Origin of the sequence: Pseudomonas sp. 18-147 (assembly GCF_051048045.1) — a bacterium.
GTDB lineage: Bacteria > Pseudomonadota > Gammaproteobacteria > Pseudomonadales > Pseudomonadaceae > Pseudomonas > Pseudomonas aeruginosa.
Window position 1 is genome coordinate 4,470,973 of sequence record NZ_CP182296.1, and the last position, 25,079, is coordinate 4,496,051.

22 protein-coding genes are annotated in these 25,079 nt (G+C 65.5%); 5 read left to right on the forward strand and 17 right to left on the reverse strand.

The genetic code is table 11. From position 1 onward, the window contains the following. Positions 1-293: 293 nt before the first annotated feature. The 17 genes from ACM0M4_RS21130 to ACM0M4_RS21210 all read right to left on the reverse strand — a co-directional run bounded on the left by ACM0M4_RS21130 (position 294) and on the right by ACM0M4_RS21210 (position 19,715). A complete protein-coding gene (locus ACM0M4_RS21130) occupies positions 294-5,378 on the reverse strand; it encodes a CDP-glycerol glycerophosphotransferase family protein (RefSeq protein WP_023119943.1) in 5,085 nt (1,694 codons plus the stop codon). Then, on the reverse strand, positions 5,371-6,033 hold the full coding sequence (locus tag ACM0M4_RS21135; RefSeq protein ID WP_003082180.1) for an NTP transferase domain-containing protein: 663 nt from the start codon (positions 6,031-6,033) through the stop codon (positions 5,371-5,373). The genes ACM0M4_RS21130 and ACM0M4_RS21135 overlap by 8 nt, the downstream gene beginning before the upstream one ends. Beyond that, on the reverse strand, positions 6,009-6,611 hold the full coding sequence (locus ACM0M4_RS21140; protein WP_003082178.1) for an HAD-IB family phosphatase: 603 nt from the start codon (positions 6,609-6,611) through the stop codon (positions 6,009-6,011). Before ACM0M4_RS21140 ends, ACM0M4_RS21135 begins: the two co-directional genes overlap by 25 nt. A 4-nt stretch (positions 6,612-6,615) precedes the next feature. Continuing rightward, a complete protein-coding gene (locus tag ACM0M4_RS21145) occupies positions 6,616-7,377 on the reverse strand; it encodes a class I SAM-dependent methyltransferase (RefSeq protein ID WP_003082176.1) in 762 nt (253 codons plus the stop codon). Between the two features lie 54 nt (positions 7,378-7,431). Further along, positions 7,432-8,751, reverse strand: a complete 1,320-nt coding sequence (gene flgL / locus ACM0M4_RS21150) for a flagellar hook-associated protein FlgL (RefSeq protein WP_003111492.1) — start codon at positions 8,749-8,751, stop codon at positions 7,432-7,434. 25 nt (positions 8,752-8,776) lie between these two features. Further along, a complete protein-coding gene (gene flgK / locus ACM0M4_RS21155; RefSeq protein ID WP_003140599.1) occupies positions 8,777-10,828 on the reverse strand; it encodes a flagellar hook-associated protein FlgK in 2,052 nt (683 codons plus the stop codon). 18 nt (positions 10,829-10,846) lie between these two features. Continuing rightward, the gene (gene flgJ, locus ACM0M4_RS21160; protein WP_003116316.1) at positions 10,847-12,049 is read right to left on the reverse strand and encodes a flagellar assembly peptidoglycan hydrolase FlgJ; all 1,203 of its coding nucleotides are present in this window, start codon (positions 12,047-12,049) and stop codon (positions 10,847-10,849) included. Positions 12,050-12,059: 10 nt separating this feature from the next. Further along, the gene (locus ACM0M4_RS21165; RefSeq protein ID WP_003082169.1) at positions 12,060-13,169 is read right to left on the reverse strand and encodes a flagellar basal body P-ring protein FlgI; all 1,110 of its coding nucleotides are present in this window, start codon (positions 13,167-13,169) and stop codon (positions 12,060-12,062) included. Positions 13,170-13,180: 11 nt separating this feature from the next. Continuing rightward, positions 13,181-13,876 (reverse strand): flagellar basal body L-ring protein FlgH, encoded by a 696-nt coding sequence (flgH, locus tag ACM0M4_RS21170; RefSeq protein WP_003082166.1) that lies wholly within the window; start codon positions 13,874-13,876, stop codon positions 13,181-13,183. A gap of 45 nt (positions 13,877-13,921) precedes the next feature. Continuing rightward, positions 13,922-14,707: a flagellar basal-body rod protein FlgG gene (gene flgG / locus ACM0M4_RS21175; RefSeq protein WP_003082164.1), complete on the reverse strand. Its 786-nt coding sequence runs from the start codon at positions 14,705-14,707 to the stop codon at positions 13,922-13,924. A 46-nt stretch (positions 14,708-14,753) separates the two neighbouring features. Then, positions 14,754-15,503 carry a flagellar basal-body rod protein FlgF gene (flgF, locus tag ACM0M4_RS21180; protein WP_003082159.1) on the reverse strand — a complete coding sequence of 250 codons (750 nt, stop codon included), beginning with the start codon at positions 15,501-15,503 and terminating at the stop codon, positions 14,754-14,756. 217 nt (positions 15,504-15,720) lie between these two features. Then, on the reverse strand, positions 15,721-17,109 hold the full coding sequence (gene flgE, locus ACM0M4_RS21185) for a flagellar hook protein FlgE (protein WP_003086405.1): 1,389 nt from the start codon (positions 17,107-17,109) through the stop codon (positions 15,721-15,723). A gap of 27 nt (positions 17,110-17,136) precedes the next feature. After that, a complete protein-coding gene (gene flgD, locus ACM0M4_RS21190) occupies positions 17,137-17,850 on the reverse strand; it encodes a flagellar hook assembly protein FlgD (protein ID WP_003082153.1) in 714 nt (237 codons plus the stop codon). A gap of 12 nt (positions 17,851-17,862) precedes the next feature. Further along, a complete protein-coding gene (gene flgC, locus ACM0M4_RS21195) occupies positions 17,863-18,303 on the reverse strand; it encodes a flagellar basal body rod protein FlgC (RefSeq protein WP_003082150.1) in 441 nt (146 codons plus the stop codon). 5 nt (positions 18,304-18,308) lie between these two features. Next, on the reverse strand, positions 18,309-18,716 hold the full coding sequence (flgB, locus tag ACM0M4_RS21200) for a flagellar basal body rod protein FlgB (protein WP_003082144.1): 408 nt from the start codon (positions 18,714-18,716) through the stop codon (positions 18,309-18,311). 252 nt (positions 18,717-18,968) lie between these two features. Beyond that, a complete protein-coding gene (locus ACM0M4_RS21205; RefSeq protein WP_003082140.1) occupies positions 18,969-19,331 on the reverse strand; it encodes a DUF5064 family protein in 363 nt (120 codons plus the stop codon). Between the two features lie 66 nt (positions 19,332-19,397). Beyond that, entirely contained in the window at positions 19,398-19,715 is a 318-nt protein-coding gene (locus ACM0M4_RS21210; RefSeq protein ID WP_003086400.1) for a DUF2288 domain-containing protein, read from the reverse strand. A gap of 298 nt (positions 19,716-20,013) precedes the next feature. Here ACM0M4_RS21210 and ACM0M4_RS21215 point away from each other — a divergent pair, with 298 nt between their 5' ends. The 5 genes from ACM0M4_RS21215 to ACM0M4_RS21235 all read left to right on the forward strand — a co-directional run bounded on the left by ACM0M4_RS21215 (position 20,014) and on the right by ACM0M4_RS21235 (position 25,037). Next, positions 20,014-21,135, forward strand: coding sequence for a branched-chain amino acid ABC transporter substrate-binding protein (locus ACM0M4_RS21215; protein ID WP_023120801.1), 1,122 nt, complete (start codon positions 20,014-20,016; stop codon positions 21,133-21,135). Between the two features lie 260 nt (positions 21,136-21,395). After that, positions 21,396-22,319 carry a high-affinity branched-chain amino acid ABC transporter permease LivH gene (gene livH / locus ACM0M4_RS21220; RefSeq protein ID WP_003086391.1) on the forward strand — a complete coding sequence of 308 codons (924 nt, stop codon included), beginning with the start codon at positions 21,396-21,398 and terminating at the stop codon, positions 22,317-22,319. Then, positions 22,316-23,569, forward strand: coding sequence for a high-affinity branched-chain amino acid ABC transporter permease LivM (locus ACM0M4_RS21225; RefSeq protein WP_003082131.1), 1,254 nt, complete (start codon positions 22,316-22,318; stop codon positions 23,567-23,569). Before livH ends, ACM0M4_RS21225 begins: the two co-directional genes overlap by 4 nt. Further along, a complete protein-coding gene (gene livG, locus ACM0M4_RS21230; protein ID WP_003082125.1) occupies positions 23,566-24,333 on the forward strand; it encodes a high-affinity branched-chain amino acid ABC transporter ATP-binding protein LivG in 768 nt (255 codons plus the stop codon). The genes ACM0M4_RS21225 and livG overlap by 4 nt, the downstream gene beginning before the upstream one ends. Positions 24,334-24,335: 2 nt before the next feature. Then, entirely contained in the window at positions 24,336-25,037 is a 702-nt protein-coding gene (locus ACM0M4_RS21235) for an ABC transporter ATP-binding protein (RefSeq protein ID WP_003086389.1), read from the forward strand. The last annotated feature ends 42 nt before the right edge of the window (positions 25,038-25,079 follow it).

Consider the following 25,079-nt stretch of genomic DNA (forward strand, 5'->3'; position numbering starts at 1 on the left):
TGCCCCAAGAATTCGCGTTCATGGTGTTTATCGGCGTTTCCCGGCGGAGCTTTAGAGAAAAAATCAACATTTTCTTTTTCTCTTCCTCTTCAGTGGGTTACATGCTTCGAAGAGGACTCGCCAATATCGGTCCTAAACCGCCCCCGGTTGGTCCGGCAGAGGGTGGAAGTTCCGACACCCATTGCATCGACCCCCCGGCGATTTTCTTTAGCCCTCCCGTGCAACAGGGCACGCCGGGCATGAAAAAAGGCCGATGGCTTGCGCCACCGGCCTCGTTCGAGAAAACCCCGGATTCAGTCCGGCAGCCAGGCTGCCGCCCATGCCTCGAGATGCGCGCCTTCGAGCATCCAGTCGCGGCGCACCGCCTCGCGCAACTGCGCGCCGGCCGCGGCGTTGGCGTCTGCATCGGCCAGGTGCGCGCGGATCGCCTCCAGCCAGTCCCTGGAACGGTTCTTCACCCGCGTGACCGGGAGACTGTCGCGATAGCAAAGCACGTCGCTGCAGATCACCGGGAAGCCGAGCACGCCGTACTCCAGGAGGCGCAGGTTGCTCTTGCACTCGTTGAAGCGGTTCTGCTCCAACGGCGCCAGGGCGAGATCGAGGTCGAGGCTGGCCAGGTAGGCGGGATAGCGTTCGATCTCCACCCCCGGATGGTATTCGCGCACATAGGGACGCAAGGCATCCGGGCAGAATCCGAAGAACACCCAGTCCACCTCGTCCGCCAGCTCGCGCACGACCTCGGCGATCACCTCGAGATCGCCGCCATGGCCGATCCCGCCGGCCCATCCGACCCGTGGCCGCTCTGCGTCCCGGCGCCGACTGGAAAGGTCGCGCCACCAGGGCAACGGAAGGCGGTTCGGCACGACCCGGATGTCCCCGTGCATGCGCCGGAATGCCTCCGCCAACGGTTCGGTCGAGACCACGAAACGGTCCGCCAGGCCCAGGGCACGACCGAGGATCTGGCGAATGTCGCCGGGCATCTCGGCCCGATGCAGGCTCTTCAGCGGCAGCTCGGGCAGATAGTCGTCCAGTTCGTAGACCCGGAAGGCGCGGTTGAACGACCGCATCCGGGAAATGGCCCGCAACTGCTCTTCGCTGATCTGCCGCTGGAGAATCACGCTGTCGACCTCCAGGCGCTCCAACGCCACCGGCTGCAGGAGCGACTCGCTGAGCATGCCGTCCAGCAGGCCGGCGTCGTGCAGCGCGCGGAACGGCTGACGCACGCGATAGTGGCCACAACCGTAGGGATCGGCAGGATGCGCCAGGACCCGCGGCAGCGGCGACCGTCCGAACAGCGGTTGCCAGGCCGGTACCTCGGGGCGCTCCAGGGCGAACCCGGCCCCCTCCAGGCTGAGATTGCGGTTGTACGCGGGATCCCGCGCCAATGCCGGTAGCCAGCGCCGGTAGAGCGACTCATCGGCCTCCACGGAAGGCAGCTCGACGTTTCCGTTCTGGGCCAGGATTGCATAGGGCGTCCACACCGACAGGTAGCCGAGCTGGCGGGCACGCAGGCTGAAATCGACGTCGGCGTGGCCATGAGCGAAGTCGTTCTCGTCGAAGCCGCCGAGTTCGTCGTGCAGCGAGCGCTTGAACAACAGGCAGGAAGCCGACAGAGCCGTGTGATTCTGGACGACCAGCAGGCGATGCATGTAGCCGGCGCTGTCTCCCGCCTCGCCGGCGAACGCGCGGCCCGCCGTGCCGCCCAGGCCAAGCACCAGGCCCGCCTCGCGAATCGTTCCGTCCAGGCCCAGGAGCTTGCCGCCGACCGCCCCGACCTCCGGGCGGCGGCCGTGGTTGAGCAACTCGCGCAACCAGTCCGGACGAAGGGCCACGACCCCCGCCCCCAACGACAGGAGGAATTCGCCTCGGGCCTCGGCCACGCAGAGGTTGAGGCACCCGGCCAGGCTCGAAGCCTGCGGGCTGAGCACCCGGATCTGCTCGCTCCCCAGTCCCTGGACCGCCTCCAGCCAGGCGGCCATGTCGGGCGCCAGCGGGCCGGAGGCGACCAGCAGCAATTCGTAGGACGGGTAGTCGGTGTTCTCCAGGAAGCTTTCCACGCTGCGCTGGAGAGCGCTCAGGCTGTCTCCCACGGGAAGCAGCAGGGACACTGCCGGCGTCCCCGGATAGTCGTAGGCGATGCGGTTGATCACCGCCAGCCGGCCCGGCTCGATCCGGTGCGGAACCCCGAGGCGGTTCAGGTGCTCGTCGACCACGCTCGCGATGAACGGGCGCACGGCGGCGCTCGCCAGCCATTCTCCGAAGGCGCGAGCGCTGTGGTAGAGGACCTCGGCGAGATGGCCGATACGATCCAGGCCCTCCCGCTCCGCCAGGCGGAACATGAAGTCCTGCAACGCCAGATCGCCGAAGCCTTCCTGCAAGCCGCCCTGCGCCAGCAAGGCGGCACGCTGGAAGGCCAGGGAACGACCGCAGTAGGGGTAGCTGCGCAGAAGGTCGAGGTTGAAGTCGGGCTTCAGCAACGGTGCCTCGTAGCGTCCGTCGCACACATGGTCTTCATCGCTGTAGCAGCACAGCAGCGCGGTTTCCGTACGGATCTTTTCCGCCAGCAGGAGCAACGCGGAACGCGCCAGTTCGTCTCCGGCATGGATGACGATCAGCCAGTCGGCGTCGCTGGCGGCCGCCGCCAGGTTGATCCGCTCGGCGGCGGAACCACCCTCGGCCAGCCACGCCAGGCCCTTGCGCGCGAACGCCGGGGCTCTGCCCAGTATCCGCGTGCGCCAGGCCGGCAAGGCCTGGCCGTCGATGCTCGCCAGGCTGCGCTGCAGGTCTGCGTCCTCGGCCTCCTCGGCAAGCACCAGGACTTCGATCCGCGAGTCGCGTCGCAAAGCGTCGATGAAGGGACGGTAGCGGGCCGGCTCCACTTCGCGCCCGTGCAGCCAGGTCTCGTATTCGCTGCGGAAGTCCTCCCCCGCCTCCGGGCTCGCTGCGCCGGCCGCGAGGGCCGCGCAATAGTCTCCCGGCGCCGGCTGGAACGCGGTCTGGAGCAGCAGGGAGACCGGCGTGGAAACGCCTTCGAAAGCCGGATAGCTGCCGTCGCACTCCAGTTCGATCGTCATGCCACCGCGTTCGTCACCCCGGAACGGCAGGACCAGCGACTTCGCTCGCGCGTCCTCGACGCTCACGCGGCTGAAGAGCTGGCCGTTAAGGCACACGCGCAACTGGAACGGGAAACGGTCGTAAAGCTGGCTGGCGAAGGGCGTGACCTGCAGGACGACCTGGCGCTGGCGCAGCGGCAGGCCCGACACGCAAGGAACCGCGCGCAGCCGAGCGCGCGCGCAGAGCATATGCACGTCGCCCTGGCGCAACAGTCCCTCTTCGGCGAACAGGTTCAACTGCCCGACGGGCCATTCGACCGGCGCCTCGGCTGCCGCCACGGCGCGCAGCCACAACGGCTGCTCCGCTTCGTCCGGCAGGTCGGCCAGTTCCTCGCGCAACAGCGCGGGCGCCAGCAGACGCCAGGCCGGCTTCGGCTGCAGGCGCGCGAGCAACCTGTGCAGGCGGCGGGCGCTCCAGTCGGTTTCGCCAGCGGGCCCGGCCTCGCGCTCCTCCAACGCCAGCCGGGCATGCCGCAACTGGCCCATGGCGATGGCCGGCAGGAGCGCGCTTACCTGATGCGCGCTGCCCGGCAGCAACTGGCCGTCGTCTTCCACCAGAAGCACCGCCGAAGCCCTGCGTTCGAGCGTGGCAGCCTCCGCGTCGCACCAGGCCCGCCACGAATCGAAGCGCCGCACGTCGGCCGGCAATGCCGCGCCGGACGGAGCGATCAGGTCGATACGGCGATGGGCGAAGCAGGCCGCATAATGTTCGGCCAGGCGCTGCCCGCCATCCGCAGCGGCCCGCGCGTCGAGCACGATCTGCAAGCGCGGCGCCTCGGCGATCGCTGCGGCGACCCTCTGGACGCTGCGTCCGTCGCGAAACCGGCCGTACAGCTGCTGCGTGCGGTTCTCCTGGGTATCGCGACTCTCCGCGTGCCGGGTAAAGGCATTGGCCAGCAGGTCGAGCAGTTGCTCGTCGTCGGCGAACTCCAGTCCGATATCGCGCCAGGCGTTCCCTGGAGCCTCCGGGTTGTAGGCCCAGCGGGCGATCCGCTGTTCGCGGGAGAACAGCAGGATCGGTCGGTCGAGCGTCATGAACTCGAAGATCAGCGAAGAACGGTCCGCCAGCAGAATGTCGGCTTCGGCGAAGCTGGCCGCGATGCTCGCCTCGGGGTCGTCCACCAGAGTGACCAGCGGGTCCGTGCGTGACTGTTCGCGCCAGAGCTTCATGAGGTCGCGGAACAGATCCTTGTCGCTGACGAACGCATGTTCGTGCTGGACGATGGCGGGATGCGGCTTGATGATGATCCGCGACGCGGGATAGACCTTGCGGATCAATGCCACCACACGCTCGCCGAGGTGGACGGCGGCGCTGATCTCGGGGTTGTAGGTGGGGGCGAAGAGGATGGTCGGCGCGTTCTCCGCCGGGGTTCTCGCGGGCAGCCGGAACACCTCGTCGCACCAGGCGTTGCCGGTCAGCAGGAAACCGTTGCGCGGCATCACCGAGGAAGCCAGGGTGTCGTCGATGTCCCAGGCGCTGCCGCACAGATAGTCGGCGTAGCGGTAGGTGCCCTCGGCGAATCCGTAGCGGGTGACCGAGCCATGGCGCATGCCGACCAGCAATACGTTGTGCGCATCGCAGTAGTCGCGCCAGAACTCCACCGACCAGCCGTCGGCCACCGCTATCACGTCCGGTTTCCAGGCCATGACTTCATCGATGTCGAGGCTCAGGAGGCTGTCCTCGAAACACTCGGCCAAAGGACGCAACGAGCGGTAGTGGAAAGGCATGTTGCCGTAACAGGCGACCCTCAGGCCCGAGTAGCGCTGCATGCGCGCAACCGCCAGGTCCTGCCGGAACAGTTGCAGCACCCGCTGGCGTCCGCCGTCGTCCGGCGCGCCCAGGCGCAGTTCCGCGACCTGCCGCAAGCCCAGGGAAAGCGCCAGGCGGGCCTGCGCCTGGGGACTCCGGCAAGCGCCTGCGGCGCATACCGAGAGAGCCTCCTCCAGCAGCAGCCAGCCGCGATCCTCCAGGCTCTCCACCGCGCGCAGGAGCAGGCGCATGGCCTGCCAGTCGTCCGCCACGCCTCCCACCGCCCCGCCCAGGCAAGCCAGGCGGAAACGCTCGTTGCCAGGCAGCTCGCCAGCGACGGAAGCCTCGACGACCTTGTGTGCGCCCCCGGCGAACGGCGCGCCGTCCAGCCCGGAAACCCAGACCGCGTCCCCCTCCTCCAGCACCGGCAAGACCTGCCGCTGCAGCCAGGCCAATCGCTTCCCGGCATCCCCGCCGTCGCGCCGGCCGGGTTCGCTCACGCTGTCCTCAATCATTCAGGTTCCAGTTATTCAGGTGCACGCGCCGCGCCATATCCAGGTCGCTGGCGGTATCGATGTCGAAGGCGTCGAGTTCCTGCGCGGGCAGCGGCAGGTACGGTTCGAGCGCCTGGTACACGTATATCGGCCGGTCCACCACCATGTCCGGCCGGAGAATCGCGATACCCGTCCATTCGTAGGCGTGCTGCGGCTCGCGGGTGAAAGCGGTGACCGCCTCGCCACCCGCGTCCAGCAGAACGCGCACGCCATCGCTGGTGGTGTAGCGCGAGACGCCGATCAGGCCCGCCTGCCCGGCGGCAGCGCGGAGAAAGCGTTCGAACGAGCGATTCTCGATGAAGGTGTCGCCATCCACGGCGAGGAAGCGCCGGTCGAGATAGCGCGAAACCCGGTGGATGCTCTGCAAGGTATTGGTTCGGTCGAAATCGGGGTTGCGCACGATGATCGCGTCCCTGCGCAGGTTGCGCACCTGCTCGATGACCAGTTCCTCCTGGAACCCCACCACGACCCAGACGTTCGGGATCTCCGCCAGGCGCTCGAGGTGCTGGGCCAGCAGCGTCTTGCCACCAACCTCGACCAGGCACTTGGGTTTGTTCAGTCCCAGACGAGAGCCGATGCCCGCCGCGCTGATCACAGCATGTTCAATAGGCGACACAGGGCTTCTCCTTCATGGACCACGAAATCGCTCAGGCCGGTCAGCACCCGGTTCGGCACATGCACTCCGCCGTAGGCCACGCGCAGATCGGCGGCCTCGAACATCGGCACGTCGTTCATCCCTTCGCCGACAGCGACGATGCGCTCGAACTCGCCGCGCAGGGAGGTCACCGCGTCGCCCTTGTGGAGGATCTCCTCGACTCCCTCCAGACGTCCGTCGCGCATCCGCGCCCGCGAGGTGAAGCTGCGCACTCCGAGGCGTTCGAGCACCGGCTCGACCCAGAGGTCCAGGTTGCCGGTCACGACGAAGCATTGCCGAGGGCGCGCGGAAATGAACGCCTGGATATGCGGGTCCAGCTCCACCTGCTGACGCAGGGCGCTGTGGATCCACTCCAGGTTCGCGTCGCGCAGCAAGCGGACACGCAGCTTGAAGGATTTGTCGAACGGCAGGAAACCGTCGATGGTGGCCTGGGTCAGCACCTCGATCTCGTCTTCGAGACCGACGGACGACGCGATCAGCGGCAACAGTTCCTGACGGGTCAGGGTTCCATCCAGGTCGAAGCAGTAGGCAGTGCGCACAGAGTCATCCCCGTCGCTGCAGGATCATGAAGTACTGGCGGGTCTCCACACGCTTTTCCAGCGCTTCGGCGAACAGGCAGTCCTCTTCGAGAATCGCAGGCCCTTCCCCTCCGCCGGCCTGTACGAGCATGTCCTTGAGTTCGGCGACGGTGCGATAGACCGCCGAATACTCGTGTTCAAGTTCCTTCGAAAAGAAGCGATCCAGGGTCAGGCGCTGTTCCACGGCTACCGGTTCGCGCAGGTAGATCCGCCCGCCCGGTGCGCACAGCTGCAGCGCCTGGCGCAACAGTTCCTGGCAGTCGCTGTCGTTGAGATAGATGAGTAGTCCCGAGACCAGCAGCAGGTCGTAGGGAGGACTGAGCGCCAGCTCGGCGGGACGGATGTCGGTCGCCGACATCCGCTGGAAAAGCAGCCGCTCGTAGCCGCGCTGCCGTGCCTCGTCGCAGGCTTTCTCCACCAGCGCGGCGGAGAAGTCGATGCCCAGGTAATCGGCCTGCGGCGCTTCCTCGGCCAGCAGCCAGCCCCAGCGCCCGATACCGCAGCCGATGTCGAGGACCCGCCGGGCCATACCGAGGGCGAGTCCCGGAGCGACGCGCAGTTTCTCGCGCCGATCGCGCTCCTCGACCAGTTCCGGCTGCTGGTCCTGATACATCGTCGAACTCAGGGCATTGCGATATTCGCGGGCGGCCCGACCTTCGAAGAAAGCCAGCGTGCTTTCGTAGTCGATAGCGACAGGCCTGCCCTTTATCCGTTGTTTGTCGGTCATTCCGTAGCCTGCTGTCGACTCCGCGCCCCTACAGGGCTATCGCTTGTCATCCGCTTAACTCAGGTAGTTGAACAGGCTCAAGCCGCGAATCTTGACGAAACTCTGCTGCGCCGCATCCATGATGGTGGATTGCAGGGTCAGCCGTGACAGCGCTTCAGGGTAGTCCAGATCCTGGATCTGCGAGATCACGGCGGTATTCACCAGGGTCACGTCGTCGATGAAGGTTTCCGTAGATTCGGCGACGTTCATCCGCGCGCCGATGCGTCCCTGGCCCGTGAGGATCTGCGAGTTCGAAGAGTCCAGGTTGGAGATCGCCACCCCCACCGCGTCGCGGATAGCCAGGTTTCCAGCCGGCGTGTCCTCGGCGCTGAGCAGGGCCTTGCGCAAGTCCGACACGGTATTGAGCAAGCTGCGCTTTTCCTGGTCCGGCTGGCGCTTGATACTGAAGGTGTCGCCGCCCTGCGGCTCGCCGTCGATCTGTACCTTGACGCCGCCGAAGGTGATGAAGTCGCTGGTCTGGGCGTTGTCGTCGATCTTGCCGCTGGCGAGCGTGGCGAAGCTCGGCGGGTTGGGGTCGCTGGTGCTCCAGTCGTAGCCCGGCGGGATCGTCTTGAGGTCGTAGACCACGTAGTTCTTCGCGTCGGTGAAGTGGATACCGACGCCATCGCTGGCCAGCGGTGGCGTGCTCGACGGGAACACCGTGTCGTAGGCTTCCTTGTCCGTCACCAGGCCCAGGGAGATGCTGCTGTCGCTGGGGTTGCCGCTGGCGTCCAGGCCTGCGGCGTCCTTGCCGGTGGAGACCCGGTTGGCGTTGCTGCCGCTTTCGAAAAGGATCTTGCCGTTGTCGCTGATGGCAATGAAGGTGCTGCTGGCGATCTGTACCTCACGCTGGCCTTCGTCGCCGTTGTAGGAGTAGGTACCGTCCGGGTTGCGAACGAACGGCTGGGTATCGCCCTGGCTGCCGGAGAACAGGTACTTGCCGCTGGCGTCGCGGCTGTTGAGCAGGTTCAGCAGTTCGTCCTCGCGCTGCGCCAGTTCGGTGGCCAGCGCGTTCTTGTCCGAGGCGTCGAGGCCGCCGTTGCCGGCCTGCACGGCGATCTCGCGGATACGATGGATGACCGTGCCGACCGAATTGAGGATGGTCTCCTCCTGCTGCAGGCTGTTCTTCGCTGCCGTGATGCCCGATTTGTACTGACTGTTGAGCGCCTGCTCCTGGTTCAGCTGAAGCAGCCGGACGGCGCCGACCGGGTCGTCGGCCGGGGTCAGCAGGCGCTTGCCGGCACTGATTTCGGCCTGGGTGCGCGTCAGGTCGGCATAGTTGCGGGAGATGCCACTGACCGAGTTGTTGAAAGCCTGGATCGTTGAAATGCGCATGACGACGGTCTCTCGGTTAAGGCGCTCAGCGGAACGCGCCTATCAGGGTATCGAACAGCGAGCGGGCAACTTGAATGACCTGGGCCGACGCGCTGTAGTACTGCTGGAACTGGATCAGGTTGGCCGCCTCTTCGTCGAGGCTCACCCCGGACAGCGAGTCGCGGCTGTCCTGCGCCTGCTTGAGCACGGTCTGCGAGGCGTCGGCGCTGGCGCGCGCCTGGGCGGTCAGGGTGCCGACCCGCTCCACCAGCCCACCGTAGGCGTCGTTGTAGGTAGACCCCGTGCTGCCGGTACCGCCCACCGTCGGCTTGGTCTGCAAGGCATTCAGGTTGAGGGCGTTGCGGTTGTCCGAAATGCCGTCCTTGTTGAAGCTCAGGGTGAAACTGTCGCCAGTCTGCGGCACGTTGGACAGGTTGAACTCGTAGGTATAGGTCTGGCCGCTGCCCGGATCGGTATAGGCCATGCGCACGCTGTTGCTGGTACCGCTGTTCAGCGTCGGACTGCCGGGCAGCGCGTTGCCGTCCTTGTCGACATAACTCCAACCGGCCGGCAGCGGCGAGGTCATGGTGTAGGTCTTGCCATCCGCGCTGACCGTCGCGCTCAGCGGCAGACCATTGGCGCCGAAGGCGTTCTGCAGAACCGCCGGATCGATCGGCGACGGTCCGCCGACCAGGTTCGGCTGGCCGATGGCGCCGCTGCCGCGGTTGTTGGTGGTCGCCTCGGCGCGAGCGGACCCGGCGAAAGCCAGTTGCGAAGCGTTCTTCAGGGTTGTCTCGATATCGCTGGCGCCGCGCCGGGTCGGCTGCAGGGTGAAGCGGTCGCCCGCGGCCGGCAGTTGGTCGAGGGTCACGCTGAAGCCCTGGTCGACGCCGTTGGCATCCTTGAACGAGAGGGTGTAGGGACCGGTACCGCTGACCGTGACCTGCATGCTTGCGTCGTCGCCCAGGCGCCGCGCGGTGAAATTGGTGCCGTCGAAGTCCAGGCGGAAATCGCTGGAATTCAGCTTGCTGGTATCGGTGATGTTCAGGTTGGCGTGGACATTGCCGGTGTTGCCGTTCTTCGCCAGGACCCGCAGCGCCGTGATGTCCGGATCGTTGATGTCGCCGAACAGGTTGGCGCCGGCCTTGCCCGCCAGGTCCAGGCCCTGCCCCAGTTGCTTGTTGACGGTATCGGCGAAGGTCAGCGCAAGTTGGCCGAGCTTGTTGTAGGAGCTATCCAGGACGGTATCGCGATACGCCAGCAGGCCGCCCATCTGCCCGCCGGAGACCAACCGGGTCACGTTTTGCGTGGAGTCGCCAAGCGTGAGCTGCACCTGGTAGCGGGTCGGGTCGTCCAGCCCCGGCACCACGCTCAGCGTCGAAACGGTATTGCCCACCACCAGCGGCTGGCCGCTGCCGATGAACAGGCTGACGCTGTTGTCGTCCTGGGTGACCGCGGTCACGCCGACCATCTCGGAGAGCTTGCGCACCGCTTCGTCGCGCGCGTCCAGCAGATCGTTGGGCACGGCCCCGGCGGATTTCGCCTTGGCGATGGCATCGTTGTACTCGGCCACGCTCTGGCTGAGATTGTTCACCTGCGAGGTCAGGGCACCCAACTGCTGGTTGATCAGGCTGTTCTGCTTGTCCAGTTGGTCGTAGAGGGTATTGAAGGTCTTGCTCAGGCCCTGCGCCTGGGCCAGCACCGCCTCGCGCGCCTCGGTCGAGGACGGGTTCTGCGCAGCGGTCTGCAAGGCGGAAAAGAAACGCTGCATCGCCGGGCTGACCCCGGTGGTGTTATCCGCCAGCAGCGAGTTGAGCTGGTCGATCTGGCCCAGGAAAGCGCTCAACTCGCTGTTCTGGCTGGTGGCGTTGCGCAACTGGCCGGTGAGGAAGTCACTGGCCAGGCGGCGCACGTCGACGATCTGGCTGCCCGAGCCCATGTAGCCGGCACCGCTGAACTGCGGGACCTGGGTCTGCTGGATGGCATCCTGGCGGCTGTAGCCCGGCGTCTTGACGTTGGTGATGTTGTGCCCGGTGATGGTCAGCCAGGTCTGGCTGGTGCCGAGGCCGGACAGGCCTATCGAGAGTAGGTCGGACATGGGTCAGTTCCTCCTTGCTCAACCCAGAGGCGGCGTGCCGGCGGCGGCGACGGCCTGGTAGGTCTGCATCTGTCTGGCGATCTGCGCCACCTTGCGGGCGTACTGCGGATCGGTGGCGTAGCCGGCGCGCTGCAGTTCCTGCATGAAGCGCTCGGGGTTGGCGGCGCTGTCCAGGGCGTTCTGGTAGCGGTCGTTGCCCTGGAGGAAGCTGACGTAGTCGTGGAAGCTCTGCTCGAACGACGAGTAGGAGCGGAACGCCGCGACCTCCTTGACCGCCTTGCCGCCTTCGTATTCGGTGGTGAGAGCGCGCGCCGAGGCACCATCCCAGCGGCTGCCGGTCTTGATGCCGAACAGGTTGTGGCTGCTGCCGCCATCCTGCTGGCGGATGATCGATTTGCCCCAGCCGGTCTCCAGCGCGGCCTGGGCCACCAGGTAGCGGGCATCGACGCCGATCCGCTCGGCGGCCTTCTGGGCCATCGGCAGCATGGTGGCGATGAACTCGTCGGCCGAGGCGAACATCGACTTGCCCCTGGCCAGCGGCGGCTGGGCGATGCGCCGGCTGCCCTGGCTGTCGACGCCATCGGTGGAGAAACCGCGGCGGCTCGCCGCCGGGTAGCTCTGCGCCGGCAGGTAGCTGTCCTGGCCCAGGCTCTGCATCTGGCTGGCGGCCGGCGAGGCGGAGGGAACGATGCCGGCGAGCATGCGCTCGGCCAGCTTGCCCGGCAGCGCCAGGCGCCTCTGGTTGAGCAGCTTCGAGTCGTCGCGGCCGGCTTCCGGCATCGGCAGGGCCTTGCCGGCCTGCGCGCTGGGGTTGCTCGGCCAGCGACCGGCGCCGTTCTCGGCGACCCGGGCGAACGGGTTTTCGCCGTTGCCCCTGGAGCCTTGCTTCATCTTCGACAACTGGCGCACCAGCACGTCGGCCAGGCCGATGCCGCCGGCATTCTTCGACAGGCTCACCGACAGTTGCTGGTCGTACATGTCCTGGTACTGCTTGGTGGTCTGGCTGTTCATGAAATTGCCGTCGCCCAGCGCTTCGTTGGCCGAACGCATGGATTTGAGCATCTCGTTGAGGAACAGCGATTCGAATTCCTGGGCGACCTTGCGGATGTTCGCCTCGCCGTCGCGGTCCTTGCCGACCTTGAGCTGGTTGAGGCGGTTGAGATCGGTATAGGAGCCGCTGTCGGGGCCTGCGCCGATACCGCTGAGCAAACGGGAATCCATGGCGTCGTCCTCAGATCACGATCAAGTCGGCCTGCAACGCGCCGGCCTGCTTCAGGGCTTCGAGGATCGCCATCAGGTCGCTCGGCGCGGCGCCGACCTGGTTCACCGCGCGGACGATGTCGTCCAGGGTGGTGCCGGGACCGAACTTGAACATCGGCTTGGTCTCCTCCTCGGCGTTCACCCGCGAGCGTGGCACCACCGCAGTCTGGCCGTTGGAGAAGGCACCGGGCTGGCTGACGATCGGGTCCTCGGTGATGCTCACGGTCAGGCTGCCGTGGGTGACGGCGGCCGGCGATACCTTGACGTTCTGGCCGATGACGATGGTGCCGGTGCGCGAATTGATGATGACCTTGGCCACCGCCTCGCCCGGCTGCACGTCGAGGTTCTCCAGGATCGACAGGTAGTCGACCCGCTGGTTCGGGTCGAGCGGCGCGCTGACCCGCACCGAGCCGCCGTCCACCGCATGGGCGACGCCCGGACCGAGCAGTTCGTTGATGCGGTCGACGATGCGCTTGGCAGTGGTGAAGTCCGGGCGGTTGAGGTTCAGCGTCAGGCTGTTGCCCTGGTCGAAGCCGCTCGGCACCGCGCGTTCGACGGTGGCGCCGGCCGGGATACGTCCGGCGGACGGTACGTTGACGGTGATCTTCGAGCCGTCGCGGCCTTCGGCGTCGAAGCCGCCGACCACCAGGTTGCCCTGGGCGACCGCGTAGACCTGGCCGTCGATACCTTTCAGCGGAGTCATCAGCAGGCTGCCGCCGCGCAGGCTCTTGGCGTTGCCGATGGACGACACGGTGACGTCGATCGGCTGGCCCGGCTTGGCGAACGGCGGCAGGTCGGCATGCACCGATACCGCGGCGACGTTCTTCAACTGCACGTTGCCGACGTTGGCCGGCACCTTGATGCCGAACTGCGCCAGCATGTTGTTGAAGGTCTGCAGGGTGAACGGCGTCTGCGTGGTCTGGTCGCCGCTGCCGCTCAGGCCGACCACCAGGCCATAGCCGATCAACTGGTTGGTCCGCACGCCCTGGATGCTGGCGATATCCTTCAACCGCTCGGCCTGGGCCGCGCCGGCGGCCAGGAGCAGCGCGGCGAGGGCCAGCAGGTGCTTGAACTTGGTCATCGCGAGCGTCCTCAGAACGGCCACAGCGGGCTGAGGAAGAAGCGGTCCAGCCAGCCCGGCTGACTGGCATCGGCGAAGGCGCCGGTGCCGGAGTAGGTGATCCGGGCGTCGGCCACGCGGGTCGAGGACACGGTGTTGTCGGTGGCGATATCGTCGGCGCGGACCAGGCCGGCGATGCGCACCAGCTCGTTGCCGGTGTTCAGGGTCATCCACTTCTCGCCGCGCACGGAGAGGATGCCGTTGGGCAGCACCTCGGCCACGGTCACGGTGATCGAGCCGGTCAGGCTGTTGCTCTGCCCCGCCTGGCTATCGCCCTTGGCGTCGCGCGAGCCGCCGTATTCGGCGCTGAGGCTGAGGTCGCCGCCGCCGATCGGGTTGTTGGTGGTCATGCCGCTACCGAACAGCGAGGTCAGCCCCATCTTGGTCTTGCTGTCCTTCTGGATATCGGAGTTGGCTTTCTTGCTCGCCTGGGTCTTCTCGTTGAGGGTGATGGTAATGATGTCGCCCACGCGGAAGGCCTTGCGGTCGTCGTAGAGGTTCTGCTCGAAGCCGGCCTGGTAGATCGCGCCGTTGTTCTGCGCGGCGGGCAGCGGGGTGCGCGGCAGCACCGGCGCGTAGTACGGATCGTTCGGCTTCGGCGGTGGATTGACGCAACCGCCCAGGGCGGTGGCGATGCCAAGCAGGGAGACGATCATCAGCCGGTTCATATCAAGCTACCTCGCGGCGTACAGCCAGGGCCCGGTCAGGGCCCGTCAAAGATTCTGGGTGACGAAGGACAACATCTGGTCGGCGGTGGAGATGACCTTGGAGTTCATCTCGTAGGCGCGCTGGGTGGTGATCATGTTCACCAGTTCCTCGACCACGTTGACGTTGGAGTTTTCCAGGGTGTTCTGGGCAACCGTGCCGAGGCCGTTGAGACCCGGCGTACCGACCTGCGGCGCGCCGCTGGAGCCGGTTTCCAGGAACAGGTTGTTGCCGATGGCCTGCAGGCCGGCCGGGTTGATGAAGTCGGCGGTCTGGATGTTGCCGATCACCTGCGGCTGGGCGTTGCCGGTGGTGGTCACCGAGACGGTGCCGTCCTGGCCGACGGTGAAGGTCTGGGTCTCGTTGGGCACCACGATCGCTGGCTCCAGGGCGAAGCCGTTGGAGGTGACGATCTGCCCGTCGGAGTTCAGGTGGAAGCTGCCGTCGCGGGTGTAGGACACGGTGCCGTCCGGCAGCAGGACCTGGAAGAAGCCGCGCCCGTTGACCGCCATGTCCAGCGGCTGCTCGGTGGTCTGCAGGCTGCCCGGGGTGAAGATCTTCTGGGTGCCGACGACGCGCACACCGGTACCCAGTTGCAGGCCCGAAGGCAGCTCGCTGTCCTGGGTCGACTGGCCGCCCGGCTGGCGCCGGATCTGGTACAGCAGGTCCTGGAACTCCGCGCGGTCGCGCTTGAAGCCGGTGGTGGATACGTTGGCCAGGTTGTTGGAAATGGTGGTCAGGTTCATGTCCTGGGCGGACAGACCGGTCTTGCTGACCCACAGTGCCGATAACATCGTCGTGCTCCTCGGGTGCCGGTTTTATGGCACCACGCTCAAGTGATTAGCTGATTTGCAAAACCCGCGCCATGGCCGCCGAATCGTCCTCGGCGGTGCGCATCATCTTCACGTGCAGCTCGAATTGACGGGACAGCGAGAGGATCGCGGTCATCTCTTCCACCGCGTTCACGTTGCTGCTTTCCAGGAAACCGGAGACCACCTTCACGTTGGCGTCGGCCAGCGGCGCCTGCTCGCCCGGCTGCGGCTTGTAGTGCAGCAGGCCGTCGGTACCCTTCTCCATCTGCTTCAGGTTCGGGTTGACCAGTTTGATCCGGTCCACCACGGCGACCACGTTGGGGTTCTCGCCAAGGGCGCGGATGCTGATGGTGCCGTCCTGGCCGATCTCCACCTTTTCCTCCGGCGGCACGGCGATCGGCCCACCGTTGCCGAGCACCGGCAAGCCGTCGCCGGTGCGCAGCATGCCGAGGGCGTCGATATGCATGCCGGCGGTACGCACGTAGGCCTCGCTGCCATCCGGCGCCTGGACCGCGACGAAGCCGTCGCCGTCGATGGCGATGTCCAGCTCGTTGCCGGTTTCCTGGAGGCTGCCATGGCTGAAATCGGTACCGGGCCGCTCGCTCATGGCGAATACCCGCGCCGGGAAGCTGTCGCCGAACACCTGCATCGAACGCGCCTGCTCGAAGTCGCGACGAAAGCCGCTGGTCGAGATGTTCGCCAGGTTGTTGGCATGAGCACGCATCGCCAGGGTGTTCTGGCTGGCCCCGCTCATGGAGACGTACAGCATCTTGTCCATCGAATCCTCCAGGCACCGGCACAATCCGCCGGGCTTTCTTGCAGGTTATCCAGCAAGCGCCGTGCCAGAATTCGAAAAAACAATTAATACATTGATTTAAAAGGATTTTATAAAACAGAAAGCCTCCTTTCGGAGGCTTCGGGGGCAACCCCTGGCCAGGGGTTGCCGCTGGCGGCAAGGGCCTTGCCGGTGCCCGGACGGCACCGGCACGCCGTCATCAGCGCAGGTTGATGATGGTCTGGGTCACCGCATCCTCGGTCTGGATGGTCTTGGCATTGGCCTGGTAGTTGCGCTGGTGGACGATGAGGTTCACCAGTTCGTTGGAGATGTCCACGTTGGACGCTTCCAGCGCGCCGGATTGCAACGCCCCCAGGGTGCCCGAGCGCGGCGCGCCGACCGCCGGCTCGCCGGACTCCGCGGACTGCACCCAGGAGGTCTTGCCGATCGGCGTCAGGCCCTGGATGTTGGCGAAGTTCGCCAGCACCACCTGGCCCTGCACCTTGGACTGGCCATTGGTGTAGCGGGCGAAGATCACCCCGGTGTCGTCGATTTCCAGGCCTGCCAGCTGACCGGTGGTGTAGCCGTCCTGGATCGGGTTGCTCTGGGCGAACGCGGTGGAGTACTGGGTGGTCTTGCGCATGTCGAAGGAGATGCCGCTGGCGGCACCGGTCGCGCCATTCCAGGCGTAGGTCGGCGGGGTCTTGCCGTCCGAGGCCGCCGGAATCCAGCCGGTGCCGGGAGTCGGCGGATTGCCGGTGGCCGGACTGAACTGGATCACGTTGGTGGTCGCGTCGATGCTGAAGCCCGGCCCGCTGGTGCTGCCGTCCGGCGCCCGAACCGAGGTCATCTGGCCGCTGGCGTCGAAGGTGACGTTGAAGCTCATCGGCGTCTTGTTCGACGGATCGAGCGGATTGACGCCGTCGATCAGCACTTTCATGGTCCAGCTGTTCTCCGGAATCGGCGGGGTCGCATTCGGGTCCGGCTCGTTCTTGATGAAGAACTGGCTCATGGTGTGGGAGTTGCCCTGGCTGTCATAGATGCCCAGCGAAGAGGACGAGTTGTAGGTAGCGGCGTCGGACGGATCGAACGGCGTCACGGTCGGCGGCTTCAGCGTCGAGTTGAGGTTGTACGACTGCTGGATGCTCGAGGTGGCCTGCGGCGCCTGATTGGCGCGCTCGACCTTGAGGTCGGTGACCACGCCGTTCTGCAACTGGCCGTTCGGCCCGACGGCATAGCCCTGCAGGCGGTAGCCGTTGTTGTCGACGATGAAATCCTGCTTGTCGGTATTGAAGTAGCCGGCGCGGGTGTAGCTGATCGCCCCGTTGTTGCTGGTGACGAAGAAGCCGTTGCCGTTGATGGCCAGGTCCAGCACGCTGTTGGTCGAGTCGATGTTGCCCTGCTTGAACATCTGCGAGACGTCCGAGAGCAGCACGCCGCTGCCCTGCGGGTTGCTGCCCGAACCCAGCACCGAGGCGGCGTAGACGTCGGCGAACTCCGCGCGGGATTGCTTGAAGCCTACGGTGCCGGCGTTGGCGATGTTGTTGCCGGTGACGTTCAGGCCGCTGGAGGCCGCCTGGATGCCGCTCAGGCCGATGTTGAAACTCATGGATAGCTCCTTGCCGGAAACGCCGGCTTACTGGCCGATGATCTGTACTTTGGACAGCGCGATGCTGCCCAGGCCTGCGAGGTTGAGCATCAGCTCGCCGCCGTTCTGCCCCAGAGTGACGCTGTCGACGTTGGCCGGCAGGTAGGTCTGGAGCCCGTAGGTCTTGCCGTCGATCGAGGTCTGCGCCTCGAACTTGTAGGTGCCCGGCGGCATGATGTTGCCGCTGCTGTCCTTGCCGTCCCACATGAAGCTGACGCTGCCGGCAGCCTGCTGGCCGAGGTTGATGCGATTGACCACGGTGCCCTTGTCGTCGTAGACGTTGACCCATACGTTGCTGCTGGAGACCGGCAGGTTGAGGGACGCCTTGAAGGTGTCCTTGGTGTCCACCACCGACTTGTCGGTCGCCACGATGACCTTGCGCCCCACCAGCGACGAGGCTTGCAGGGCCTGCGACGACTGGTAGTTGGAGAGAATGCTCTCCATGCTCTTGTTCAGCGACTGCACGCCTTCCACGGTGCTGAACTGGGCCAGTTGGGCGATGAACTCGCCGTTCTGCTGCGGCGACATCGGGTCCTGGTTCTTCAACTGGGCCACCAGCAGCTTGAGGAATTCGTCCTTGCCAAGGTTGCTGCTGCCCTTGACGCTCTGCCCGGTCTCGGTGGCGCCGCTGCCGGCGGCGCGCTTGCTGCCGTTGACGTTGCCGGTGTTGCTGCTGGTGCCGCTGACGTTATCGATGCTCATGCTCTACTCCGCTCACTGACCCAGGGTCAGGACCTTCTGCATCATCTGTTTGGCGGTATTCATCATTTCCGCGTTGGTCTGGAAGGCACGGCTGGCGGAAATCATGTCGGCCATTTCCTCGACCACGTTCACATTGGGGTAATACACGTAGCCGTTGGCATCCGCGGCCGGATGGTTCGGCTCGTAGCGCGGCATCAGCGAACTCTGGTCCTCGACGATGCCCAGCACCTGCACGCCGGCGCCGGAGCTGTCCTGGTCGGCGAACAGCGAGCCGCTGTCGCCCTGGGCCTGCTGGAACATGGTGGAGAACACCGGATGGCGGGCGCGGTAGGTCTTGTCGACGCTGGAGGAAACCGTCTCGGCGTTGGCGATGTTGCTGGCCACGGTGTTCAGGCGGGTGCTCTGGGCGCTCATGCCGCTACCGGCAATGTTGAAGACACTGGCGAGGGACATGGCGGTTACTCTCCACGCAGGGCGCTGACCAGCCCTTTGAATTTGCTGTTGAGGAAGGTGAAGGACGCCTGGAAGTGCATGGCGTTCTCGGCGTAGTTGGCCTGCTCGATCTGGGCGTCGACAGTGTTCTGGTCGATCGACGGCTGGACCGGGATGCGGTACTGCAGGCTGCCCTCGCCCATGCCGAAACCTTCGGCGGCGATATGCCGCTCGTTGGTGGTGCGGGTGGCGAAGGTACCCTTGGCGGCCTTGTCCTTCTGCTCGGCGAGAACCGCGGCGAAGTCCAGGTCGCGAGCCTTGTAGTTCGGGGTATCGGCGTTGGCCAGGTTGTTGGCCAGCACTTCGGCGCGCTGGGCGCGGAAGCTGAGGGCCTGCTGGTGGATACCGAGTGCTCTGTCGAAACTGATGCTCATGGCTGCGAACCTGTTTGCCGGTGTGGCTTTCGTCGCCAACATTTCAGCAAGGCCCGTGCCAAATTATTAAAAACCTTTATATTCAATAACTTGAATTTATTTAAGGGTAACCCGGAAGCGGCAAGCGGCAAGCCGCTTCCGCTTGCCGGCAAGGGTGGCAAGCCCCTGGAACGGCTTCTCCGGCAAACGAAAAAAGGCCCGATATCGTCGATATCGGGCCTTTCCCATGCTTCCGGCCGCCGGGGACACGGCTCACTCGTGGCGAATGATCCGCTCGAGATCCACCGGTTCGCCGGGATGGGCATGCAGCTTGGCGCGAATGTCCTCGAACATCGCATCGTATTCCTTGTGCACCCGGGTGATCGCGCCGAACTTCGGGTGCAGGCCGTGCTTCTGGGCGACCCGCGTGGCATCGCTGGCGAAGTTGAAGGCGGTATCGCGCGGCAGCTCGAAGGAGTCGCTGAACGGCTTGCCGTCGATCTCGCCGTCCATGTCGAAGTGCACATAGGCGCCGGATTCGGCGTTCTGCCGCACCTCGTAGCGGATATGGATATTGATGTCCTGCTGGTCGAGGCCGGGCAGGCTGACCAGATGGAGGTGGCCTGGTTCGAACATGACGAATCTCCTGGTGGGAATCGGAATCAGTCTAGCCAGGGTCGAGCGAAAGAAAACCGCCCTGGATCAGTGCAACGTCGCTTTTTCCGCGCGTTCCTGAATGACCACCCAGGGCGCCACCACCACCGCCCAGAGGGTCGGGTCGCGTTCGAGGAAGTCCTTGGCCGCATCCTCCCCGACCTTGCTCAGGCCGCCGCCGGAAAGCCAGGCGGCGACCTTCTCGCGGTCGTCCCCGGCCAGGGCCTCGGCGACTTCCACCAGGTCCAGCGCGGCATCGACCTGGAGCAAGGCGCCACGGGCGAAAAACGGTTGCAGCTCGGCCCAGGAAATGACCGCGGTCTCGCCGAGCAGCTTGGCATAGAGGGTGCTAGTTTGTTCTGTCATGGGATCTACCTGGATTGCATGGGCGCCATGATAACGCCCGCCGGTAGCCCACGACAGCCGAAGGGAAACCGGGCCCAGGGAGGTGAGGCAGGTCCGCGCCGTTTTTCTATACGTTTATGTCAACCAGGCGACACGACTCACGGGAGCTCGCCGTGCCGTGCTTTTCAAGCGACGAAGCGCCGCTCTACACTGTACCGGTACAGTTCCCGGGGTCCGTCCATGACGATCACCCGGTCTCCTCCGGCCCCCGCGGCCGCGAGACTACAACAATGACAACACACAAGAAGAGTGGAGCACTATGAAGAAGGGTACTCAGCGTCTATCCCGCCTGTTCGCCGCGATGGCCATTGCCGGGTTCGCCAGCTACTCCATGGCCGCCGACACCATCAAGATCGCCCTGGCTGGCCCGGTCACCGGTCCGGTAGCCCAGTACGGCGACATGCAGCGCGCCGGTGCGCTGATGGCAATCGAACAGATCAACAAGGCAGGCGGCGTGAACGGCGCGCAACTCGAAGGCGTGATCTACGACGACGCCTGCGATCCCAAGCAGGCCGTGGCGGTCGCCAACAAGGTGGTCAACGACGGCGTCAAGTTCGTGGTCGGCCATGTCTGCTCCAGCTCCACCCAACCCGCCACCGACATCTACGAAGACGAAGGCGTGCTGATGATCACCCCGTCGGCCACCGCCCCGGAAATCACCTCGCGCGGCTACAAGCTGATCTTCCGCACGATCGGCCTGGACAACATGCAGGGCCCGGTGGCCGGCAAGTTCATCGCCGAACGCTACAAGGACAAGACCATCGCGGTACTGCACGACAAGCAGCAGTACGGCGAAGGCATCGCCACCGAGGTGAAGAAGACCGTGGAAGACGCCGGCATCAAGGTTGCCGTCTTCGAAGGCCTGAACGCCGGCGACAAGGACTTCAACGCGCTGATCAGCAAGCTGAAGAAAGCCGGCGTGCAGTTCGTCTACTTCGGCGGCTACCACCCGGAAATGGGCCTGCTGCTGCGCCAGGCCAAGCAGGCCGGGCTGGACGCGCGCTTCATGGGCCCGGAAGGGGTCGGCAACAGCGAAATCACCGCGATCGCCGGCGACGCTTCGGAAGGCATGCTGGCGACCCTGCCGCGCGCCTTCGAGCAGGATCCGAAGAACAAGGCCCTGATCGACGCCTTCAAGGCGAAGAACCAGGATCCGAGCGGCATCTTCGTCCTGCCCGCCTACTCCGCGGTCACAGTGATCGCCAAGGGCATCGAGAAAGCCGGCGAGGCCGATCCGGAGAAGGTCGCCGAGGCCCTGCGCACCAACACCTTCGAGACTCCCACCGGGAACCTCGGGTTCGACGAGAAGGGCGACCTGAAGAACTTCGACTTCACCGTCTACGAGTGGCACAAGGACGCCACCCGGACCGAGGTCAAGTAAGCATCGTTGCAGTACGGAGCCCACGTCACCCACCGTGGGCTTTGTTTTAGTACCCGCATGATTCCGCGAGCGGCGGCCCGGCAAGGGCAGGCGAAGACCGGCAGCGTTCACTCCTGGTGGACGGGAGCGCGGCTTTCCCCTGCCTCCCGCCGGCCCGCCGCGCGCCGGATCGTGACGGGTCTCAGCAGCGTTCCGGCCCCACACCCGCGAGCCGAACGTCTACCTGCCGTACAACGGCGGGCGTTTAGCGAGAGAGTCCCATGCCCGAGATTTATCATTACCTACAACAATTGGTTAACGGCCTGACCGTCGGCAGCACCTATGCGCTGATCGCGATCGGCTACACCATGGTCTACGGCATCATCGGCATGATCAACTTCGCCCACGGCGAGGTGTACATGATCGGCTCGTACATCGCCTTCATCGCCATCACCCTGCTGGCGATGATGGGGCTGGACAGCGTTCCGCTGATGATGCTCGCCGCATTCGCCGCCAGCATCATCGTCACCAGTGCTTTCGGCTACAGCATCGAGCGGGTCGCCTACCGCCCGTTGCGCGGCGGCAACCGCCTGATCCCGCTGATCTCCGCGATCGGCATGTCGATCTTCCTGCAGAACGCCGTGATGCTCTCGCAGGACTCCAAGGAAAAGGCCATCCCGACCCTGCTGCCCGGCAACTTCGTGTTCGGCGAAAGCAGCATGAACGGCGTGGTGATCTCCTATATGCAGATCCTGATCTTCGTCGTCACCTTCCTGGTGATGTTCGGCCTCACCCTGTTCATCTCCCGCTCCCGCCTGGGCCGCGCCTGCCGCGCCTGCGCCGAGGACCTGAAGATGACCAACCTGCTGGGTATCAACAGCAACAACATCATCGCCCTCACCTTCGTCATCGGCGCCGCCCTGGCCGCCGTCGCCGCGGTGCTGCTGGGCATGCAGTACGGCGTGATCAACCCCGGGATCGGCTTCCTCGCCGGGATCAAGGCGTTCACCGCCGCGGTGCTCGGCGGCATCGGCAGCATCCCCGGCGCCATGCTCGGCGGCCTGCTGCTGGGCGTCGCCGAAGCCTTCGGCGCCGACGTGTTCGGCGACCAGTACAAGGACGTGGTGGCCTTCGGCCTGCTGATCCTGGTGCTGCTGTTCCGACCTACCGGCATCCTCGGTCGTCCGGAGGTGGAAAAAGTATGAGCCAGTCCCTCAAGCGCGCGCTGTTCAGCGCCCTCCTCGTGATCCTGGTGTCCTATCCGATCCTAGGCCTGAAGCTGCGCACCGTCGGCATCAAGCTCGAGGTCCTCGGCGCCGATGCGCAGACCCTCTGGACCATCGCCGCGGCCGCCCTGGCCATGTTCGTCTGGCAGCTGTTCCGCGACCGCATCCCGCTCAAGCTGGGTCGCGGCGTCGGCTACAAGGTCAACGGCAGCGGCCTGAAGAACTTCCTCAGCCTGCCATCGACCCAGCGCTGGGCGGTCCTCGCCCTGGTCGTGGTGGCTTTCGTCTGGCCGTTCTTCGCCTCGCGCGGGGCGGTGGACATCGCCACCCTGATCCTGATCTACGTGATGCTCGGCATCGGCCTGAACATCGTGGTCGGCCTGGCCGGCCTGCTCGATCTCGGCTACGTCGGCTTCTACGCGGTAGGTGCCTACACCTACGCGCTGCTCGCCGAGTACGCCGGGTTCGGCTTCTGGACCGCCCTGCCGATCGCCGGGATGATGGCCGCGCTGTTCGGCTTCCTCCTCGGCTTCCCGGTGCTGCGCCTGCGCGGCGACTACCTGGCGATCGTGACCCTCGGCTTCGGCGAGATCATCCGCATCCTGCTGCGCAACATGACCGAGATCACCGGCGGTCCCAACGGCATCGGCTCGATCCCCAAGCCGACCCTGTTCGGCCTGACCTTCGAACGCCGCGCGCCGGAAGGCATGCAGACCTTCCACGAGTTCTTCGGCATCGCCTACAACACCAACTACAAGGTCATCCTGCTCTACGTGGTGGCCCTGCTGCTGGTGCTGCTGGCCCTGTTCGTGATCAACCGGCTGATGCGCATGCCGATCGGTCGCGCCTGGGAAGCGCTGCGCGAGGACGAAGTGGCCTGCCGCGCTCTCGGTCTCAACCCGACCATCGTCAAGCTCTCCGCCTTCACCATCGGCGCCAGCTTCGCCGGTTTCGCCGGCAGCTTCTTCGCCGCCCGCCAGGGCCTGGTGACGCCTGAGTCCTTCACCTTCATCGAGTCGGCGATGATCCTTGCGATCGTCGTGCTCGGCGGCATGGGTTCGCAGCTCGGCGTGATCCTCGCCGCGGTGGTGATGGTGCTGCTCCAGGAAATGCGCGGGTTCAACGAATACCGCATGCTGATCTTCGGCCTGACCATGATCGTGATGATGATCTGGCGTCCCCAGGGACTGCTGCCGATGCAACGCCCGCACCTGGAGCTGAAGCCATGAGCCGACCGATTCTCGAAGTGAGCGGCCTGACCATGCGCTTCGGCGGCCTGCTGGCCGTCAACGGCGTCAACCTGAAGGTCGAGGAAAAGCAGGTGGTCTCGATGATCGGCCCGAACGGCGCCGGCAAGACCACCGTGTTCAACTGCCTGACCGGCTTCTACCAGCCCACCGGCGGCCTGATCCGCCTCGACGGCGAGGAGATCCAGGGCCTGCCCGGCCACAAGATCGCTCGCAAGGGCGTGGTGCGGACCTTCCAGAACGTCCGCCTGTTCAAGGAAATGACCGCGGTGGAGAACCTGCTGGTCGCCCAGCACCGCCACCTCAACACCAACTTCCTCGCCGGCCTGTTCAAGACCCCGGCATTCCGCCGCAGCGAGCGCGAGGCCATGGAGTACGCCGCGCACTGGCTGGAGGAAGTCAACCTTACCGAGTTCGCCAACCGCAGCGCCGGCACCCTCGCCTACGGCCAGCAGCGACGCCTGGAGATCGCCCGCTGCATGATGACCCGCCCGCGGATCCTCATGCTCGACGAGCCGGCCGCCGGCCTCAACCCGAAGGAGACCGACGACCTCAAGGCGCTGATCGCCAAGCTGCGCAGCGAGCACAACGTGACGGTATTGCTGATCGAGCACGACATGAAGCTGGTGATGAGCATTTCCGACCATATCGTGGTGATCAACCAGGGCGCCCCCCTGGCCGACGGGACGCCGGAGCAGATCCGCGACAACCCGGACGTGATCAAGGCTTATCTGGGGGAAGCGTGAGCATGCTGAGTTTCGACAAGGTTTCCACCTACTACGGCAAGATCCAGGCGCTGCACGACGTCAGCGTGGAAGTGAAGAAGGGCGAGATCGTCACCCTGATCGGCGCCAACGGCGCCGGCAAGTCGACCCTGCTGATGACGCTCTGCGGTTCGCCGCAGGCGGCCAGCGGCAGCATCCGCTACGAAGGCGAGGAACTGGTCGGCCTACCCTCCTCCACCATCATGCGCAAGAGCATCGCGGTGGTCCCGGAAGGCCGCCGGGTATTCTCCCGCCTGACGGTGGAAGAAAACCTGGCGATGGGCGGCTTCTTCACCGACAAGGACGATTATCAGGTGCAGATGGACAAGGTGCTGGAGCTCTTCCCGCGCCTGAAGGAGCGCTACGAACAGCGCGCCGGGACCATGTCCGGCGGCGAACAGCAGATGCTCGCCATCGGCCGCGCGCTGATGAGCAAGCCGAAGCTGTTGCTGCTGGACGAACCTTCGCTCGGCCTCGCGCCGATCATCATCCAGCAGATCTTCGAGATCATCGAGCAACTGCGTCGCGAAGGCGTCACCGTGTTCCTCGTCGAGCAGAACGCCAACCAGGCGTTGAAGCTCGCCGATCGCGCCTACGTGCTGGAGAACGGCCGGATCGTCATGCACGACACCGGCGCCGCCCTGCTGACCAACCCGAAGGTGCGCGACGCCTACCTCGGCGGCTGAGCACCGTCCCGCCGGAGACTTCAGCGCATAAAAAAACGGCCC